General features: G+C 46.8%; 16 protein-coding genes. 15 read left to right on the forward strand and 1 reads right to left on the reverse strand.

The features are described from left to right. Nucleotides 1–70 precede the first annotated feature (70 nt). From NFI80_RS10810 to hslV, 13 genes are all read left to right on the forward strand, one after another. Nucleotides 71–1,345 (forward strand): beta-1,2-mannosidase, encoded by a 1,275-nt coding sequence (locus NFI80_RS10810; RefSeq protein WP_235163067.1) that lies wholly within the window; start codon nt 71–73, stop codon nt 1,343–1,345. Between the two features lie 141 nt (nt 1,346–1,486). After that, nucleotides 1,487–1,684 (forward strand): CsbD family protein, encoded by a 198-nt coding sequence (locus tag NFI80_RS10815; RefSeq protein WP_026630426.1) that lies wholly within the window; start codon nt 1,487–1,489, stop codon nt 1,682–1,684. Between the two features lie 130 nt (nt 1,685–1,814). Continuing rightward, entirely contained in the window at nt 1,815–2,798 is a 984-nt protein-coding gene (locus tag NFI80_RS10820; RefSeq protein ID WP_235163066.1) for a 3-hydroxyacyl-CoA dehydrogenase family protein, read from the forward strand. A gap of 130 nt (nt 2,799–2,928) precedes the next feature. Next, the gene (locus tag NFI80_RS10825; RefSeq protein ID WP_235163065.1) at nt 2,929–4,242 is read left to right on the forward strand and encodes a cytochrome ubiquinol oxidase subunit I; all 1,314 of its coding nucleotides are present in this window, start codon (nt 2,929–2,931) and stop codon (nt 4,240–4,242) included. A 104-nt stretch (nt 4,243–4,346) separates the two neighbouring features. Continuing rightward, nucleotides 4,347–5,369, forward strand: coding sequence for a cytochrome d ubiquinol oxidase subunit II (locus tag NFI80_RS10830; protein WP_233795981.1), 1,023 nt, complete (start codon nt 4,347–4,349; stop codon nt 5,367–5,369). Between the two features lie 123 nt (nt 5,370–5,492). Next, the gene (locus tag NFI80_RS10835) at nt 5,493–6,242 is read left to right on the forward strand and encodes a LytR/AlgR family response regulator transcription factor (RefSeq protein ID WP_235163064.1); all 750 of its coding nucleotides are present in this window, start codon (nt 5,493–5,495) and stop codon (nt 6,240–6,242) included. Between the two features lie 100 nt (nt 6,243–6,342). Next, nucleotides 6,343–7,596, forward strand: a complete 1,254-nt coding sequence (gene fucP / locus NFI80_RS10840) for an L-fucose:H+ symporter permease (protein ID WP_235163063.1) — start codon at nt 6,343–6,345, stop codon at nt 7,594–7,596. A gap of 33 nt (nt 7,597–7,629) precedes the next feature. Next, nucleotides 7,630–8,418 carry an L-fucose dehydrogenase gene (locus NFI80_RS10845; RefSeq protein ID WP_235163062.1) on the forward strand — a complete coding sequence of 263 codons (789 nt, stop codon included), beginning with the start codon at nt 7,630–7,632 and terminating at the stop codon, nt 8,416–8,418. Between the two features lie 38 nt (nt 8,419–8,456). After that, nucleotides 8,457–9,473 carry a zinc-binding alcohol dehydrogenase family protein gene (locus NFI80_RS10850; RefSeq protein WP_235163061.1) on the forward strand — a complete coding sequence of 339 codons (1,017 nt, stop codon included), beginning with the start codon at nt 8,457–8,459 and terminating at the stop codon, nt 9,471–9,473. Between the two features lie 194 nt (nt 9,474–9,667). Next, nucleotides 9,668–11,455: a translation elongation factor 4 gene (gene lepA / locus NFI80_RS10855; protein ID WP_233795976.1), complete on the forward strand. Its 1,788-nt coding sequence runs from the start codon at nt 9,668–9,670 to the stop codon at nt 11,453–11,455. Nucleotides 11,456–11,592: 137 nt separating this feature from the next. Then, nucleotides 11,593–13,302, forward strand: a complete 1,710-nt coding sequence (locus NFI80_RS10860; RefSeq protein ID WP_235163060.1) for a pyruvate dehydrogenase complex dihydrolipoamide acetyltransferase — start codon at nt 11,593–11,595, stop codon at nt 13,300–13,302. A gap of 33 nt (nt 13,303–13,335) precedes the next feature. Next, a complete protein-coding gene (locus NFI80_RS10865) occupies nt 13,336–13,809 on the forward strand; it encodes a hypothetical protein (protein ID WP_235161450.1) in 474 nt (157 codons plus the stop codon). 101 nt (nt 13,810–13,910) lie between these two features. Next, complete coding sequence (hslV, locus tag NFI80_RS10870; protein ID WP_026630438.1) at nt 13,911–14,450, forward strand: ATP-dependent protease subunit HslV; 540 nt, start codon at nt 13,911–13,913, stop codon at nt 14,448–14,450. 1 nt (nt 14,451) lies between these two features. Here the strand turns inward: hslV and dacB are convergent, their stop codons facing one another. Beyond that, entirely contained in the window at nt 14,452–15,924 is a 1,473-nt protein-coding gene (gene dacB / locus NFI80_RS10875) for a D-alanyl-D-alanine carboxypeptidase/D-alanyl-D-alanine endopeptidase (protein WP_235163059.1), read from the reverse strand. A gap of 120 nt (nt 15,925–16,044) precedes the next feature. On the opposite strand from dacB, the gene NFI80_RS10880 reads away from it, so the two are divergent. Together NFI80_RS10880 and NFI80_RS10885 are read left to right on the forward strand one after the other, a co-directional pair. Continuing rightward, entirely contained in the window at nt 16,045–17,469 is a 1,425-nt protein-coding gene (locus NFI80_RS10880; protein ID WP_235161452.1) for an MBL fold metallo-hydrolase RNA specificity domain-containing protein, read from the forward strand. Nucleotides 17,470–17,503: 34 nt separating this feature from the next. Continuing rightward, entirely contained in the window at nt 17,504–18,457 is a 954-nt protein-coding gene (locus NFI80_RS10885) for an acetyl-CoA carboxylase carboxyltransferase subunit alpha (RefSeq protein WP_233795971.1), read from the forward strand. Nucleotides 18,458–18,460: the final 3 nt, after the last annotated feature.

An 18,460-nucleotide genomic window follows, 5' to 3' on the forward strand; every position in this document is an offset into this window, starting at 1 on the left:
CAGCTGGTCTTAAATAGAAAAAACTTTAAACAAAACAGCCCTTTTCGGGACATAAAATAGGATTTCCAAAATGAGCATTGATCAATTAAAAAGTTACCGCGACGAGATTCACAACCATTTGACAACTGAACTGCTTCCTTTTTGGGAAACCAGATGTGTTGACAAGGTAAATGGCGGCTTTATCACGCATTTCGACAATGCCGGAAATGACTCCGGTGAGGATGAGAAGTCGCTTATAGCGCAAACCCGGACCGTTTTTACATTTTCCTCTGCGCATAGGGCTGGCTATGGCGACGGTCGCTATGCTGCCATCGCAAGCCACGGCGTCGATTTTCTGATCAATAAAATGTGGGATGAGGAAAATGGCGGTTTTTACTGGCTCATGGACCGTAAAGGGAATGTTAAGATCGATGAAAAGATCGTTTACGGACACAGCTTCGCTATTTACAGCCTGGCCGAATACACATTGGCAACGGGCGATCCGAGAGGTTTGGAATATGCGGAAAAGGTTTTTGATCTGCTACAAATCCACGGCGCAGACACTTACTATGGCGGCTATTTTGAAATGTTCCACCGCAATTGGGAGCTGAAAGGCAACGGCCCGGCTGGCGGCGACCGCAAAACCCTGGATGCGCACATGCATTTAATGGAGGCCTTCACTACATTATATGAAGCGAGCCAGAAACAGGTGCATAAGCGGAAGCTGATGGAAATAATCGAGCTGCTTTTGCATAAAATCATGCACCCAACCTATAAAACAGGCATCCCGCAATTCTGGGCAGACTGGACGGTTGCACCGCAGATCAAATTCGACATTATCTGGGGCTGGGACCGGTTTTCGGAAGACGGCATGAAAAGCAGTGCCGAAGACAACACCAGCTATGGCCATAATGTAGAGTTTGCGTGGCTGCTTATGCACGCGCTGGACATTGCAGGCGTGCCTTATGACGCTTATCAGGACCAACTCCTGGCTTCGTATGATCACGCTGTGGAACACGGCATCGACTGGGAGTTCGGCGGCGTGTATGTGGAGGGCTCGCATGCGGGTGAAGTTTATGATCGTGAAAAGGAGTTTTGGCAACAAGCCGAGGTGATCATTGGCATGCTGGACGCCTACCGCGTTTACGGCGATGAAAAATATTTGAAAGCTTACGACGCAACGCACCGTTTTGTGTTTGATAAAATGATCCACCATGAAGTAGGCGAATGGCTGCCTTTGCTGACACGCCAGGGAGAGCCGATCTGGAAACATATGAGCCACTCATGGAAGGTGAATTACCATTCCGTGCGTTCTATGGTGCAGGGAATTGTACGCCTTGATAAGCTGATTGCACAATCTGCGTAAGATTTTCCATACAAAAGGTTGCACTGATCCTTGAAATGACTTAACCAGGACGCAAAACACGGTTTGGTATGATGTTTGAACTGTTGTGTGTAGTTCAATGCTTCTAACGAGGCTACTTTTTAAATTTAAATAGAAAAAGTCATGAGTGCTTTCACACAACAAGTAAAAGGCAATTGGAACGAGCTGAAAGGCAAATTCAAACAACAATATGCAGATTTGACCGACGACGACCTGTTATATGAAGATGGAAAAGAAGACGAACTTCTTGGAAAGCTTCAAAAGAAACTAGGAAAGACCCGTGAAGAAGTGGAAAGTGAAGTAGATAGATGGTCACGATAGACCCGGTTTGAAATACAGAGTAAATAATAGGTTAAGAGCCCTGGAATTGCGATTCCAGGGCTCCTTTTTTTGTAGTAGGAAGCTCCTCATAAGTCCTTTTTGTTTCATCTTTTATATAAATGTTCTTGAAATGAATCCAAATGAAATACCGGTCGGCATAGTGGGTTTGGGATTAATGGGTTGCAGTATTGTGACCTGCCTGCTGATTGTCGGCCATCCCGTAATTGCCGTTGCGCCTGTGAGCGCGGATCTGCTTCATGCGGAAAGAAGGATTCGGGAACATCTGGAAAATGCAAAAGAAAAGGGACTCATTGAAAATGGTCCGGATTTCTATTTTAAAAACCTCATCATTACCGAGGATTACGCCGAGCTGAAACCGTGCAAAATTGTTAACGAATGCACGATTGAAGACATTGATATTAAGAATTCAGTATATAAAAAAGTTGAAACGGTTATTGCGCCGGATGCATTGTTGTCGAGCAACACTTCTGCTATTCCAATTAGTCAGCTGCAAAAGCTAACGCTTCATCCTGAGCGCTTTCTGGGATTGCATTGGACTGAACCGGCGCATACTACGCGGTTTCTGGAAGTGATCTGCGGGGATGATACGGACATTAAAAACGCAGAATTTCTGTACGAACTTTCTTATAAATGGGGAAAAGAGCCAATCCTGGTGAGAAAAGACATTGCCGGATTTATCACCAACCGGCTCATGTATGCCATGTATCGCGAGGCGATCAGTCTGGTAGAAAATGGTTACGCGACCATTGAAGATGTCGACCGCTCGTGCCGCAACAACGCAGGCTATTTCATGACATTGGTCGGTGTTTTCCGCTGGATGGACCTGACTGGCGTGCCTGCATATCACACCGTCATGAAAAACCTGCTCCCTACATTAAACAACAGCACCGAAGTCCCCGAACTGATCGATAAAGTAGTCCGCGAAGGCGGCCGAGGTATCGCCAACTCCCACGGATTCTACAACTACGAACCCGGCGAAGCCGAAGTCTGGGAAGAAACATTCAAAGAATTCACCTACGAAATAAGGCAACTCGCATTAAAATACCCGGCAGATGTTGTGAAGAAAAGGCTGGCTGAAAAGCGGAACGGGTAACGTCATTTCTCCTGATCCTTTTTACCAAAAAACTGGTTCTTGATATAAGACTTCACTAGTTTTGGATGGTGCCGGTTTTGGTGCCGGAAGTTTTTGGAGACCTCCAATTTTTTAGTAAAATAATTCCACAATGGATGATTTTATAGCTGCCCGATCTCAGATGGCCCTTTCGCTGGGTTTTCACATTATATTTTCCTGTATTGGCATGGTGATGCCGTTTTTTATGGCCGTAGCGCACTACTATTGGCTCAGGACTGACAACATTGTTTATAAAAACGTCACCAAAGCATGGAGCAAAGGCGTTGCGATCTTCTTCGCGACAGGCGCCGTCTCCGGGACGGTCCTTTCGTTTGAACTCGGGCTCTTATGGCCGGAATTTATGAAACACGCAGGCCCCATATTCGGAATGCCGTTCTCGCTGGAAGGAACGGCATTTTTTATTGAGGCCATTGCCCTGGGTTTTTTCCTTTATGGTTGGGACAGGTTTAACAAATGGTTCCACTGGTTCACCGGCGTCATTGTCGGCGTAAGCGGACTTGCATCGGGAATCCTGGTAGTGGCTGCCAATGCGTGGATGAACAGTCCGGCTGGTTTTGATTTTGTCAACGGCCAATATATTAACATTGACCCTATCGAAGCCATGTTCAATGACGCGTGGTTTTCGCAGGCACTTCATATGACCATTGCTGCGTTTGTGGCCACGGGTTTTGCGGTTGCGGGCGTACACGCATTCATGATCCTGAAAGGTCAGAATGTGCTTTTTCATACCAAATCCTTTAAAATAGCCGCGATATTCGGGTGCGTAGCTGCGATTTTGCAACCATTAAGCGGTGATATTTCGGCCAAGGACGTGGCCATTCGCCAGCCTGCCAAGCTTGCGGCGATGGAAGCGCATTTCCATACCGAAAAATCGGCGCCCCTGATCGTCGGCGGCATCCCTGACGAAGAGAATAAAAAGGTGGATTACGCCATAAAATTGCCTGGCTTCCTGAGCTTTCTGGCACACGGTGATTTTGAATCAGAAGTGACAGGACTGGATAAAATTCCCGAAGAAAATCAGCCTCCGGTAGCCATCACGCATTATGCGTTTCAGATTATGGTCGGCATGGGCATGGCAATGATGCTGGTTGCTGTCCTTTATTTTATTGCGCTTTGGAAAAAGAAAAACTGGCTCGCCAGTCCGTGGCTGTTGAAATTGTTCGTTGCAGCAACGCCGCTGGGCTTCATCGCCGTGGAAGCTGGCTGGACCGTAACAGAAGTGGGCAGACAACCCTGGATCATCCACAACGTCATGCGGACCGCCGACGCCGTAACCCCCATGCCTGGCATAGCCTACTCATTCTACCTTTTCAGCGCCGTGTATGTCTCATTAGCATTAGTCGTAATTTTCATGCTCTACCGTCAAATCAAAATGGTAGGAACGCTATACGACAAGCCGAGATAAGAATCCAACGGAGCACATCGCCCGGCGCCCCCGTCACTCATCGCCCGGCGACCCGGTCAAACATTCAATCACCGCCGGCAACCCGGTCACACATTTAAATCAAAATGCTCTACATAGTCATCACCTTTCTCTGGACTTCCATCCTCCTCTACCTGTTGCTGGGCGGGGCGGATTATGGCGCCGGGATCATCGAACTTTTTACCTCACGTAAAAATAAAGCGGTGACCCGCAAGACATTATACGGCGCTATCGGGCCGATCTGGGAAGCGAACCACATGTGGCTGATCATTGCCATTGTGATCCTGTTTGTAGGTTTTCCGGTAATTTATTCAACCATGTCTGTGCACCTGCATATCCCGCTTACCATCATGCTTCTGGGCATTATAGCACGTGGGACAGCCTTTACTTTCCGACATTATGATGCGGTTGTAGATGATATGCAGTATTTGTACAACACGATATTTGCCATATCAAGCTTCATAACGCCCCTATTTCTAGGCATCATTGCAGGAAGCGCCGTCTCCGGCCACATTGATCCACAGGCTGATACATTTCTTTCAGCTTATATTTTCAGCTGGCTGCATTGGTTCGGGGTTTCGGTCGGACTGTTCACTGTGGCTATTTGCGGCTTTTTGGCTTCTGTGTATCTGATCGGTGAAACGGATAATGATCAGGACCGGTTGCGGTTTGCACACAAAGCGCAGTTTTTCAATATTGCTGCTGTCATATGCGGAATCCTCGTTTTTATTGCCGCTTATATCGAACACATTCCGCTGATCGACTGGGTCTTTGGAAACTGGGTCGGGCGGATCGCCATTGTTTCAGCTACGCTTTCGCTGGTCTGGATGTGGTCGCTGCTTTACCAGGGCAAGCTTGTTCTGTTGCGGCCGCTTGCAGGGTTTCAGGTAACAATGATCTTGCTGACAACCACTTACAAGCATTTTCCTAACATTGTGATCTTAAAAGGAGGCGGTTATTTATCGCTGCTCGAACACAGCGGACAGGAGAAAACGATGGAGGCTCTGGCACTCGCATTGCTGATCGGCAGCGTTTTTATTTTGCCTGCATTGTTCTACCTGATTTACAGCTTTCAGAAGAAACCTTTGGAGTACGGAGCCGAACATTAGCCAATGAATCAACCATAACGGCCGTTCGCACATCCGAAAGGCGGCCTTTTCTCAATTACCAATACTTTGGAATGCGAGAAAAGTGCAATAGGCTTTGCATTAAAAGTGCCTCGCCCGCCTGGTATGATCAAAATTCTAATTGTTGATGATGAACAAAAGGCAAGGAGTTTCCTGCATCGGCTGATCATCGAGTTTGTCCCGGAAGTATCTGAAATCCGCTTCGCTGCGTCAGCAACCAAAGCACGGGAGCTATTGAATGACTATGAGCCTGATATTGCATTTCTGAATATCGAAATGGCTTATCAAAACGGGTTTCAATTGCTGATAAGTTTGAAAAACCCGCAGTTTGAGGTCATTTTCACAACCTGCCAGAGTAAACATGCTATTCAGGCTCTCCGGTTCAGTGCGCTGGATTATCTGATGAAACCCATTGATCCGAAAGAACTCGTCGGTGCGATCCAGCGCTATCTCGTGAAGCGCAATTTGAAGCCCAGAAGGCCAAAGACATATGAGCATTTCATAGGCGGCGCGGAGAAAAAAAACTCCAAAGAGTTCCGGCTGACGGTTAGCTCTAGTAAGGGCGTTTTCTTCTTCCCGCTTGCAGAGATCATTCGCATCGAGTCCGACCGCAACTACTCGGTTATCCATTTCACGGATCAGGTAAAACCTTTTGTTGCTACCAAAACGCTCAAATATTTCGAGTACATTCTCGAACAATTCAAATTCATCCGAACACACAAATCCCACCTGGTTAATGCTGAGCATGTTATCCGCATCTCCAACAGCAATGATTTTGTTGTGCTTTCGGATGGGACAAGAATAGAGGTTTCGCGGAGAAAAAGAGAAGTCCTTATAAGGTTGCTGAATGTTTAATTGGGTGATAAATTGCCAAAAGAATTCGGCCCTGGTCAAGTAGATACGCGGCGAAGCGACGTTACTATATCTTGTTATTAATTACTAACTACGGACCTCTATGACCGATCGTAAAACACGGCTGGCTATCATTCTCATTACTTCGTTATTTTTTCTTTGGGGCTTTGCCCTTAATCTCAACCCCATCCTCATTCCGCATTTAAAGAAAGCATGTCAGCTAAGCGACTTTCAATCAGCACTTATTGATTCGGCTTCCTATATCGCGTACTTTCTGATTGCATTGCCTGCCGGGCTTTTTATGAAAAGGTTCGGTTACAAGGCCGGGATCACCCTGGGGCTGCTTTTGTTTGCATTTGGCACATTCCTGTTTTATCCCGCTGCCGAAATGAGGCATTTTGGCTTCTTCCTGTTTGCCTTGTTCGTGATTGCCAGCGGTTTAACATTGCTGGAAACGGCTGCCAACCCTTATATAACCGTTCTTGGAGACAGTGAGTCGGCTACGCAGCGACTTAATTTTGCACAGTCATTCAATGGTTTGGCTGCTTTTTTAGCGCCGTTAATGGGCGGGACTTTTATCCTCTCGGGTAAAACACTATCTGAGCAGGAAGAGCAATCGATGTCTGCGGACCAGCTGAACAGTTACCTCAATGCAGAAGCCTCTTCGGTTCAAATACCCTTTCTGGTTATAGGAGTTGTGGTTTTGTTGGTTGCGGTAATGATCTGGCGCACGCAATTGCCTGAAATCAAGGAGGAAACGGACGACAGCGGCAAGATCAGCGGCTCCATATGGTCAGAAAAAAACCTGATTTTAGGCGTTATAGCACAGTTTTTCTACGTTGGTGCGCAAGTTTGTATCAGCAGTTTTTTTATTCGTTTTTCGGACAAAGTCGCAGGCATTGATGAAAAAACGGCTGCATATGTGCTGTCAGGAGCATTTTTAAGCTTTATGATCGGCCGGTTTATCGGCACATATTTAATGCGATTTGTTGCTCCGCCGCGCTTACTCGCACTTTACAGTATTATTAATGTTGCGTTGCTTATCCTGGCCGTCCTTACCGAAGGCATGGTTGCGGTGTATGCATTGGTAGGCGTTCAGTTTTTCATGTCCATTATGTTCCCGACAATTTTTGCGCTCAGTATCCGCGGACTGGGAGAAAAGACCAAAATCGGGTCTTCACTGGTTATTATGTCTATCGTTGGCGGAGCGATTTTCCCGGTTATTATGGGTCAGGTTTCTGATATTTCGTCTATACAAACGGCCTATATCGTTCCGGCGGTCTGCTTCCTGGTTGTTCTTTATTTTGCGATCAAAAACAATTCAATTAAACATGTGACGCTGGGTGCTTCCCATTAAAAGTCGTCCGTATTCTTGCTAACATTCTCTATTATGGATTTACAATTAAAAGATAAAGTCGTCATCGTAACGGGTGGCGCAAAAGGGATTGGTGAAGGCATTGTGCATGTGCTGGCCAACGAGGGCGCTATTCCCGTTATAGTTGGCCGCAATGCTGCTGATAATCAAAAATTGGTTGACGAGCTTTCCGCCAAAGGAACGTCCTCATTCCAGGTGGTTGCCGAGCTTACCAGGCCCGAAGCTTGCGAGCAGGCCGTTGCAGCTGTTATAGAAAAATTCGGCCGCATCGACGGGCTGGTGAACAATGCAGGTGTAAATGATGGCGTGGGCCTCGAAAGTGGTAATTATGAAGCATTTATGGCTTCGTTGCATAAAAATGTTGTGCATTACTATCTCATGGCACATTATGCATTGCCAGCGCTGAAAGCTTCCAAAGGTTCCATTGTCAATATCAGTTCAAAAACGGCTGATACAGGTCAGGGAGGCACATCGGCTTACGCTGCATCCAACGGCGGACGCAATGCACTTACCCGTGAGTGGGCGGTGGAGCTCCTGAAATATGGTATCCGTGTCAATTCGGTTATTGTGGCTGAATGCTGGACGCCGCTCTATGAAAGATGGATCGAAACGCTGCCCAATCCACAAGAAAAACTGGCTTCCATTACGGCGCACATTCCCTTGGAAAACCGGATGACAACGGCCGAAGAAATCGCTAATATGACTGTTTTTCTGCTGTCGCAACGTTCGAGTCATACAACGGGCCAGCTGATTTATGTGGACGGTGGTTATGTTCATCTGGATCGTGCGTTGGCTAACTCTTAATATTCTCAACATAAAATAGAAGTTAATTCCATTCAGCTATGGAGGTTTTGGTTTGTACAACACCCGGGGAATTTGCTTATCAGCAGGCAGAAAAACCAGCGTTAACCCCGGGGAATACCATTATAAAGATTAAAAGGATCGGCATTTGCGGGACAGATCTGCATGCTTTTGAGGGAACGCAGCCTTTTTTCAATTATCCGCGCATTCTCGGTCATGAACTGGCCGGGGAAATTGTCGAAACGGACGGAGCGCCGGGGTTTTCGGTTGGTGAAGCAGTTACTTTTATTCCTTATTTCAATTGTGGCAAATGCATTGCCTGCCGGAACAATAAGCCTAATTGCTGCACGAGCATCCGGGTTTCTGGGGTGCATATTGATGGCGGGATGTCTGAATATTTATCGGTTCCCTCCTATTCGCTCGTGCATGGAAACGGTTTGAGCTTTGACGAATTGGCGCTTGTTGAAATGCTTTCAATCGGCGCACACGGGATCAGGCGGGCAAATGTGGAGCCAAATGAAACGGTGCTGGTCGTGGGTGCCGGGCCGATCGGGCTAGGAACGATGGAATTCGCGCGCATTGCCGGAGCGAATGTGATTGCGCTGGACATCAATGATGGAAGATTAGCCTTCTGCCGTGAAAAACTGGGCGTAGCACATACGATCAATGCATTGAATGACAATGTTTTGGAAAAATTGGCCGAAATCACAAATGGCGACATGCCAACGGTTATCGTGGATGCAACGGGCAATCTGAGAGCGATTAACACCGCATTCAGTTACTTGGCACATGGCGGCAGATATGTGCTTGTGGGCCTCCAAAAAGGGGATATCAGTTTCAGTCATCCCGAATTCCACAAGCGGGAAGCCACATTAATGAGCAGCCGGAATGCTACCCGCGCTGATTTTGAGCATGTGATCAGCAGTATGAAAAACAGCTTTATAGATCCTACCACTTACATTACGCACCGGGTGGCTTTTGGTCAGGTGAAGGACGAGTTTGAAGGCTGGCTGGATCCTGCGAATGGTGTGATCAAGGCGATGGTTTCTGTGGATTGAACCGTTTGTTTTATTGTAATTAAAAAATGCCTGACTGTTTCAGATCAGGCATTTTGCTTTCATTTAGGGTGCGTATTTGCGTTAAGTTTGAACTTCAATGAGAAAAGCTGTTGAAATATTAATTACCCTCGTAATTTTGCAGGTGTTTTGCCTCAGACTTTTACGAGCCAAACATTGGAACAGTAACTACTTTCATGAAGAAAATCCGTAATTTTTGCATCATTGCCCATATTGACCACGGGAAAAGCACACTGGCAGACCGATTGCTGGAATTTACAAATACTGTAAGCAAACGCGAAATGCAGGCCCAGTTACTTGATAACATGGACCTGGAACGCGAGCGCGGCATCACGATCAAGAGCCACGCTATCCAAATGACTTATCCTTACAAAGGAGAAGAATATACATTCAACCTTATCGATACGCCGGGCCACGTCGACTTTTCTTATGAAGTTTCGCGCTCCATTGCTGCCTGCGAAGGCGCATTGCTGCTCGTGGATGCATCGCAGGGAACGGAAGCCCAGACGATCTCGAACTTATATCTGGCGATCAACCACGACCTGGTGATCATTCCGGTTTTAAATAAAATAGATTTACCGGGCGCTATGCCGGAGGAAATCAAGGATGAAATGGTCGATCTGCTCGGTTGCGATCGGGATGACATCATTCCTGCCAGCGGAAAAGAAGGAATCGGCATTGAGGCCATTCTGAACGCGATTGTAGAAAGAATTCCGGCTCCGGTAGGCGATCCGAAAGCACCTTTGCAAGCATTGATCTTCGACTCGGTTTTCAATTCGTATCGTGGGATCGAAGTTATTTTCCGGGTTAAAAACGGGACAATCAGAAAAGGCGATCGCGTTAAATTTATGGCGACGGGCAAGGAATACATTGCCGACGAGATCGGAACATTAGGTTTGGCACAAATCCCGAAGCAAGTGGTGGAATGCGGTGACGTAGGTTACCTGATCTCAGGGATTAAAGTGGCTAAGGAAGTTAAAGTAGGCGATACATTCACGCACATTGACAGGCCTGCAAGTGAAGGAATTGTAGGTTTTTCAGAGGTTAAGCCAATGGTTTTCGCCGGGATCTATCCGGTTGACACCAGCGAGTTTGAAGAGTTGCGTGAGGCCATGGAAAAACTGCAACTGAATGATGCCGCGCTTGTTTGGGAACCGGAAACATCTGCGGCATTAGGCTTCGGGTTCCGTTGCGGATTCCTCGGAATGCTGCATATGGAGATCGTGCAGGAACGTCTGGAACGTGAGTTTGATATGACGGTTATCACCACGGTGCCTTCGGTGCAGTTCCGTGTGACGAATACAAAGAACCAGTTGTTGAACATCAGCGCGCCTTCGGAAATGCCTGATCCAAATCATATTAATTCGATTGAGGAGCCTTATATCAACGCACAGATCATCACGAAATCCGATTACATCGGCGCGATTCTGAACTTGTGTATGGACAAACGCGGCATTCTGAAAAACCAGGTTTACCTGACTTCGGAACGCGTTGAGCTTCAATTCCTTATTCCGCTTGCGGAGGTCGTTTTTGATTTCTTTGATAAACTAAAAACAATTTCCCGAGGTTATGCGTCTTTGGACTATGAACTGGCGGGTTACCAGGAATCGGACATGGTGAAGCTGGACGTTATGCTGAATGGCGAGCCTGTTGATGCGCTTTCTGCCATCGTTCACCGATCAAAATCTTATGAATGGGGTAAAAAGCTTTGTGAAAAACTGAGAGAACTGATCCCGCGCCAGATGTTTGAAATCGCTATCCAGGCGGCAATCGGTCAAAAGATCATTGCGCGTGAAACGGTGAAAGCGATGCGGAAAGACGTTTTGGCGAAATGCTACGGCGGTGATATTTCCCGTAAAAGGAAGCTTTTGGAGAAGCAGAAAAAGGGTAAAAAACGCATGCGCCAGGTTGGTAATGTGGAAATCCCGCAGGAGGCGTTTATGGCCGTATTGAAAATCAATTGATTAAATCATAAATATTCAGCCGAGCGCTGTCCTGGTCAATTTTATGGCGTGAAAGGCAAGACCTATCCGCGTTTTGTTGTAATTTTGACTGAATTCAAATTTTTAGACCAAGAAACTAAAATACCTTAACAAGCGATATGGCAGAAGTAATTCGTATGCCCAAGATGAGCGACACCATGGAAGAAGGTGTTATCGCAGAATGGCACAAAAAAGTTGGCGATAAAATAAAATCAGGTGAAATTATTGCTGAGGTGGAAACTGACAAAGCAACTATGGATCTTGAGTCCTATTATGACGGCACTCTTCTATACATTGGTGTTAACAAGGGCGATGCGGTTCCGATAGACGGCATTATGGCGGTTGTTGGTTCCGAAGGCGAAGACTATAAGTCGTTGCTCGAAGGTGGAAGCACAAATGGTGCAGCGAAAGCAGAGGCAAGTGCAGAACCGGCCAAAGAAGAAGCAAAACCAGCCGCTGCCATTGAAACGGCGACGCCGGAACCTGCAAAGAAAGCAGCTCCTGCGGCCCCAGCTGAGAAAATCAACGCAGTCGTTGTCAGAATGCCGAAGATGAGCGACACGATGGAAGAGGGAACATTGGTAGGATGGCAGAAAAAGGTTGGAGATAAAGTAAAATCAGGTGACATCCTGGCCGAAGTTGAAACTGACAAGGCGACGATGGAGCTGGAAGCGTACGAAGACGGAACGCTGCTATATATCGGAATTAAAGACGGCGAATCTGTTCCTGTTGACGGCATTATCGCGGTTATCGGTGAAGAGGGCGCTAATGTAGAAGCATTGCTGGCCCGTGAAAACGGTGAAGGTGGTGCGGAAGTTGAAAACATTGATGCAACCGACGAAGGCAAAGCGGCTCCTGCTGCTGAGTCCGGTTCAAATGGCGTTGACAAAACGGTTTCTGTCGCTGATTCCGGTGACAGGATCAAGGCATCACCATTGGCTAAACGTCTGGCAGACGAAAAAGGAATTGATCTGAGCCAGGTTGGCGGCAGTGGCGACAACGGTCGCATCGTGAAACGCGATGTGGATGAGTTCAAACCTGCTGCGGCAGCCCCTGCTGCAAAAACAGAAGCGCCTGCTCAGGCGGCATCTGCGTCAGCTCCTGCTGCGAAATCTGAACAGTCTGCTGCAAGCGCCCCAGCAAATGGTGACTTCACAGATTCGCCTATCTCGCAAATGCGTAAAACCATCGCCCGCAGACTGAGCGACAGCTTGTTCACCGCGCCGCATTTCTATGTGACAATGGAAATCAACATGGATAAGGCCATGGCATTGCGTCCGCAACTGAACGAGGTGAGCCCTGCTAAGATCTCTTTCAATGATATGGTGATCAAAGCTTGCGCAGTGGCGTTGAAACAACATCCTGCCGTTAACTCAGCTTGGTTGGGAGACAAAATCAGAAGATACAATTACGTAAATATCGGTGTGGCCGTAGCGGTTGACGAAGGTCTCCTCGTTCCGGTGATCCGTGATGCCGACAAGAAAACATTGTCGACAATTTCCGGGGAAGTGAAAGATCTTGCCGGCAAAGCGAAAGACAAAAAGTTGCAGCCTAAGGACTGGGAAGGAAATACATTCTCGATCTCAAACCTGGGCATGTTCGGTGTAGATGAATTTACTGCGATCATTAACCCGCCGGATTCCTGCATCCTGGCCATCGGCGCGATCAAGAAAGTCGCAGCTTTCAAAGAAGATGGAACGGTCTATCCGCAAAACATCATGAAAGTAACCCTTTCTGCTGACCACCGCGTTGTAGACGGAGCATTAGGCGCTCAGTTCCTGCTAACAGTGAAAAAGCTGCTTGAAGAGCCGATGAGTATGTTGGTATAAAAGAGTTATTTATTATTCAAACAAAAACACACTATGAATGCAGACAGAAGATTAGATCAGTTGGAGCCGGTTATTTCTGAACTATTAATAAAGCAGGATAGAACAGATAAGAAAGTTGACAACCTTACTTTTATGGTGTCAAACATAACTGAGTTGGTTATTACGCAAAATGAGAACATTACATTTTTGCTTAAAAATCAGCTTCAAATGTCCGGAAGGATTGGTAATATTGAAATTAGACTGGATGGAATGGACTCGCAGTTTAAAGACGTGCTCTCAAACCAGGACTCGTTAAAAGCGGCTCAAAGTTTAATCTCCGAAAAACAGGAAGCAATGTTTATTACACAGGAATCAATGTCGGCTAAGCAGGATTTTTTGTCTAGAATGCAAGAGTCAATGTTGACCGAGCAACAGATGATATCCGCTAAACAGGATTTCCTATCGAGAATGCAGGAAACTATACTTGCTAAGCAGGATTTGATCCTTGACTTCATTAAAAAGGAGTAGATTTCAATTGTAATGATTTAATAAATGTACAAAGTGTCAGGTTTTCCGACCTGGCACTTTTGTTTTGTGAGGGGTTTTACGAATTAGTATAAAATCAATTTATGGAAAAAATACATGCTACCACCGTCTTGGGGGTGCTTCATAACGGAACGGTTTCCTTGGGCGCGGATGGCCAGGCTACAATGGGTAATACAGTTGCTAAAAGCAATGTGAAAAAGATCCGGACGCTCATGGGCGGCAAAATTCTTGTGGGCTTTGCGGGGTCCACAGCAGATGCTTTTACGCTTCTTGAAAAATTCGAAGAAAAGTTGAATGCATACGGCGGCAATATGAAACGCGCTGCAATAGAATTAGCAAAAGATTGGCGGACAGACCGTTACCTGCGCAAGTTGGAAGCCATGATGATCACAGCCAACAAGGAAGAAATCCTCGTGATCTCAGGAACTGGCGATGTGCTTGAACCAGAAAACGGCATTGCAGCCATCGGATCGGGCGGGAATTATGCGTTGTCAGCTGCACAAGCATTGAAAAAACATGCAGGACACCTTACTGCGGAAGAGATGGTGCGCGAAGGATTAACGGTTGCAGCAGACCTTTGCATTTATACAAATCACAACCTGGTAATCGAAAAAGTGCAGTAAGTTATAATTCAGCCATTAATGTCATGATTTTCACCAGTGAATCGGAAATCATGCGGTTGCTGCCCGGCATGTATTTGTGGGCAATGATTGAAAAGCTGAGCAACGAACCTGATTTGGACGTGACATAACCGGCATAAGCGCGGGTTCCTTCAATAGACCCGCTCTTAACATGCATATTCCCAGCGGCTTTCGTGCCCTTACCAAGGTTCCGGACGGTGCCATTCAAGCCGAGGACGGCAATGCTCTTGTAAAAATCATTGAAACTGGCATCCTTGTTGGCGACGTTCAGAATGTCTGTCAGGCTGTGGGTTGTGATGGAGCCGGACGGTGACAGGCCACTCCCGTCTTTGATATAAAATCCCCTCAAATCCGCTCCTTTACCCGACCAGTAAGCTGTTATGGCCTTGGCTGCATCATCAAATGCTGCATTTCCGGCAAGTCGTTTGCCGGCTTGCTTAAAAAGTGCGTCGGCGTACAAGTTAACGCTCCAAAAATTAGTTTGCTGGCAAAGATCTCGCAACGGCGGTGACTCGTATTTGTCCAGCACAACCTTCGGATTGGCAAACGCGGCAGGCATTCCGGGCTGCGGCACTTTGTTCTCTCCTATTCCGATGGCGGCGTTTAACAAACTATTTTTCAATGCAAAAGCCACATATTCAGCTGCATTGGGAATCGAACCTTTTACTGTAAACACTGCCGGGCCGGCAGGGATTGTGCCGGTAAGGACGACCTCATTGCCCAGCGGACTGCTGTAAACAATGGTCTTATCCCCAGAGCCTTTCTCACCCGTTGTTACCTTATTGACAAATGTCAGGTAAGGAATGGCTGGCTCGATACCAACAAATGTGGTGGGATCGCCAAAGTCCGCGCCGGGCTTGAATTTAATTTTGTACAAATTTTCGTTGAAATTCAATCCTGAAACACCTGCTCCGTAATAATTCCCCAAATCCCCCCAGATCCAGGTGCTGGCAACGGTTTCGGCATCGAAAAAGGAGGCGTCGGGAATGATACTGCCTTTGATATACCGGACGCCCGTTTTCTTAACCGCTGCAACCCAACGGGTAATGACCTCGTTTGCTGTGGGATACCCCTTGAAACGTTCACTTCCCAGCGACGGATCGCCGGTTCCGTGAATGTATACATTACCGATTAATGTGTCGTTTCTGATGATCCCGTCGTGTTCCAGAAATGTTTGAAATTTGAAATCACCACCAAAAACCGCCAGCGCTGTGGCTGTTGAGACTAATTTTAATGTGGAAGCGGATGGCAATGAGCGTTCGGTATTCAATGCGAAAACATTTGAGGCATCCTTTACTTTTTTTACACTCAGGGAAAGGGAACCGCTTCGCATCAATTCACTGTTTTCGAGTTCCAGCACGGCATCGCGGAGGTTATTGAGCGCGATACTGTCTATATTTTGAGCATTGGCATTTAAACAGAAAAAAAGAAAAAACAAAAACAGGCCGGATTTCATATTAGTTTAGCAGGGTGACTTTCGCACAGAAAGAGAAGATACCAAATCTAAACTAGTAAGTAATCTCCAAATCTCAGCCGGTTTTTGGTACTTTTGTAAGATACACCCCATTTCCAACGTATGAAATTGACATTTTGGGGAGCTGCGCAGCAGGTGACAGGTAGCATGTTTCTTTTAGAGACAGACGATTACCGAATTTTAATTGACTGCGGCTCTGACTTTGACTTAGACGAGATCGGTAGAAAAACCAGGTATGAGGAGCAAAAAAGTGTATTCCCATTTGATGCGAGTTTAATCAATACAGTACTTTTAACACACGCTCACATTGACCATTCGGGCAACATTCCGAATCTGTATAAATATGGATTTGAAGGAAGGGTTGTTTGTACTGAGCCTACCCTGGCGCTCACTTCACTGCTTTTAAGAGATGCCGCTAACCTGCATCAGAAACGCCTGAATGCCCGTATGAACGGTTCTTCCAAGAAAAGAGGCAAGAAAAAGAAGGAGGTTCCGATGGATTATTTCGTTGAAAAGAACGTAAATGAGGCATTGGACAACTTCGTGCCGGTCGCTTTCGGCCAGCGCTATCGCATTGCAGATAATGTAACCATCGTTTTCTACGCGGCCGGGCATTTGCTGGGCGCCGCGCATATTGTGCTCGAAGTTTATGAAGATGGCGAAAAAAAGCGAATCTGCTTTTCCGGGGACATCGGCCGGAGCAATTATCCGCTGCTAATTGATCCCCAGGAAATCCCGCAGGTTGATTATTTGATCTGCGAATCCACTTACGGAAACCGTCTGCATGAGGACCAGGGCTCGCCCGCGGAAGCGTTAGCAGATGTGATCAAACGAACTTGCATTGATATTCCGGGCAGGTTAATTATTCCTTCGTTCAGTGTGGGCCGCACGCAGGCGCTCCTTTACACATTGAATAAGATCTACATGGATCATTCATTTCCAAACTTAAAGGTGTTCTCAGACAGTCCGCTGGCGCATAGCAGCACGAAAGTGTACCAGCGCCACGTGCGTCTGCTGAATAAGGAAGCACGCACTTTTCAGGACGATAATGACATGCTCTTTGATTTTGACAACCTTATCTATCTCGAAAGCTCGGATGCCAGCAAGGCTGTTTCCAACTACAACGAACCCTGCATTATCATCTCGTCTTCGGGTATGGTCCAGGGCGGTCGTGTGGAGCAGCACGTGGAGGCTAATATTGGCAACCCTTATGCCACGATCCTGATGATCGGATATGCTTCTGAGGGAACATTGGGATGGCGGCTTCTGAATGGACAGGACACAATTTCAATTCGCGGAAAGCAGCTGCCCGTCTTGGCTAATATTGAAAAAATTGACGTATTTAGCGGCCACGGAGATCAGAATGATTTATTGAAATTCATCAAATTACAAGATCCGGAAAAGCTGAAAGGCATTTTTCTGGTACACGGAGAACAGCAAAGCATGGCTGATTTCCAAAGTAAAATTCAAGAAAACGGCTATAAATCGGTAGAAATACCATTGAGGGGACGCACTTACGAACTTTAAGCTGCCCCGCTGCCAGACAAACAAGAACCTGAATATGAGAACATACCTGGATTTCGAAAAACCTATGGCCGAGCTCGAACGCAAGCTCGAAGAAATGAAAACACTGGCGCAGAACAATAATGTGGATTTTTCCGGCGCCATTTCCTTATTGGAAAACAATATAACAGATCTTCGAAAGGAAATTTTTGAGAACCTTACACGCTGGCAGCGTGTGCAGCTCTCGCGCCATCCGGACCGTCCATATACGCTCGATTACATTGAGCTGATCTGCGACGAGTTCATCGAATTGCATGGTGACCGCCAGGTTCGGGATGATCCGGCTATTATTGGCGGGCTTGCCAATGTAGGCGGACAGTCTTTCATGCTCATAGGACAACAAAAAGGCCGGAATACAAAACAAAGGCAGCACCGGAACTTTGGTATGCCTAATCCCGAAGGCTATCGCAAGGCATTACGCCTGATGAAACTGGCTGAAAAATTCAACAAACCTATTATTACCCTTATCGACACTCCGGGCGCATTTCCAGGTATGGAGGCTGAGGAACGCGGTCAGGGCGAGGCCATTGCGCGCAACCTGAAAGAAATGTTCATGCTGAAAGTGCCGGTAATATGCATCGTGATTGGTGAAGGCGCTTCGGGCGGTGCGCTGGGAATTGCCATAGGCGACCGTGTTTTAATGTTGGAAAATACTTGGTACTCAGTGATTTCCCCTGAAAACTGTTCAGCAATCCTTTGGAGAAGCTGGGATTTCAAAGAACAGGCTGCCGAAGCGATGAAAATCACGGCTAAGGATATGAAAAAGAACGGGTTGATCGACGGCATTATTCCCGAACCATTGGGCGGAGCACATTTAGATCACCACTGGATGGCCGAGAAATTGAAAATGGTTATCCTGGAAAACATTAACGAACTCGCTGCGATTGAGCACCAGGACAGGATTGACCAACGCATTGAGAAATTCTGTGCAATGGGTGTAGTTGTTGAATAACCG

The sequence above is a fragment of the Dyadobacter chenhuakuii genome, from assembly GCF_023821985.2.
In the GTDB taxonomy this organism is placed as follows: Bacteria; Bacteroidota; Bacteroidia; order Cytophagales; family Spirosomataceae; genus Dyadobacter; species Dyadobacter chenhuakuii.

What these genes read in the sequence shown, in the direction of transcription:
- NFI80_RS10810 (WP_235163067.1), top strand. Translation starts at nt 71, where the DNA reads ATGAGCATTGATCAATTAAAAAGTTACCGCGACGAGATTCACAACCAT.
- NFI80_RS10815 (WP_026630426.1), top strand. Translation starts at nt 1,487, where the DNA reads ATGAGTGCTTTCACACAACAAGTAAAAGGCAATTGGAACGAGCTGAAA.
- NFI80_RS10820 (WP_235163066.1), top strand. Translation starts at nt 1,815, where the DNA reads ATGAATCCAAATGAAATACCGGTCGGCATAGTGGGTTTGGGATTAATG.
- NFI80_RS10825 (WP_235163065.1), top strand. Translation starts at nt 2,929, where the DNA reads ATGGATGATTTTATAGCTGCCCGATCTCAGATGGCCCTTTCGCTGGGT.
- NFI80_RS10830 (WP_233795981.1), top strand. Translation starts at nt 4,347, where the DNA reads ATGCTCTACATAGTCATCACCTTTCTCTGGACTTCCATCCTCCTCTAC.
- NFI80_RS10835 (WP_235163064.1), top strand. Translation starts at nt 5,493, where the DNA reads ATGATCAAAATTCTAATTGTTGATGATGAACAAAAGGCAAGGAGTTTC.
- fucP (WP_235163063.1), top strand. Translation starts at nt 6,343, where the DNA reads ATGACCGATCGTAAAACACGGCTGGCTATCATTCTCATTACTTCGTTA.
- NFI80_RS10845 (WP_235163062.1), top strand. Translation starts at nt 7,630, where the DNA reads ATGGATTTACAATTAAAAGATAAAGTCGTCATCGTAACGGGTGGCGCA.
- NFI80_RS10850 (WP_235163061.1), top strand. Translation starts at nt 8,457, where the DNA reads ATGGAGGTTTTGGTTTGTACAACACCCGGGGAATTTGCTTATCAGCAG.
- lepA (WP_233795976.1), top strand. Translation starts at nt 9,668, where the DNA reads ATGAAGAAAATCCGTAATTTTTGCATCATTGCCCATATTGACCACGGG.
- NFI80_RS10860 (WP_235163060.1), top strand. Translation starts at nt 11,593, where the DNA reads ATGGCAGAAGTAATTCGTATGCCCAAGATGAGCGACACCATGGAAGAA.
- NFI80_RS10865 (WP_235161450.1), top strand. Translation starts at nt 13,336, where the DNA reads ATGAATGCAGACAGAAGATTAGATCAGTTGGAGCCGGTTATTTCTGAA.
- hslV (WP_026630438.1), top strand. Translation starts at nt 13,911, where the DNA reads ATGGAAAAAATACATGCTACCACCGTCTTGGGGGTGCTTCATAACGGA.
- dacB (WP_235163059.1), bottom strand. Translation starts at nt 15,924, where the DNA reads ATGAAATCCGGCCTGTTTTTGTTTTTTCTTTTTTTCTGTTTAAATGCC.
- NFI80_RS10880 (WP_235161452.1), top strand. Translation starts at nt 16,045, where the DNA reads ATGAAATTGACATTTTGGGGAGCTGCGCAGCAGGTGACAGGTAGCATG.
- NFI80_RS10885 (WP_233795971.1), top strand. Translation starts at nt 17,504, where the DNA reads ATGAGAACATACCTGGATTTCGAAAAACCTATGGCCGAGCTCGAACGC.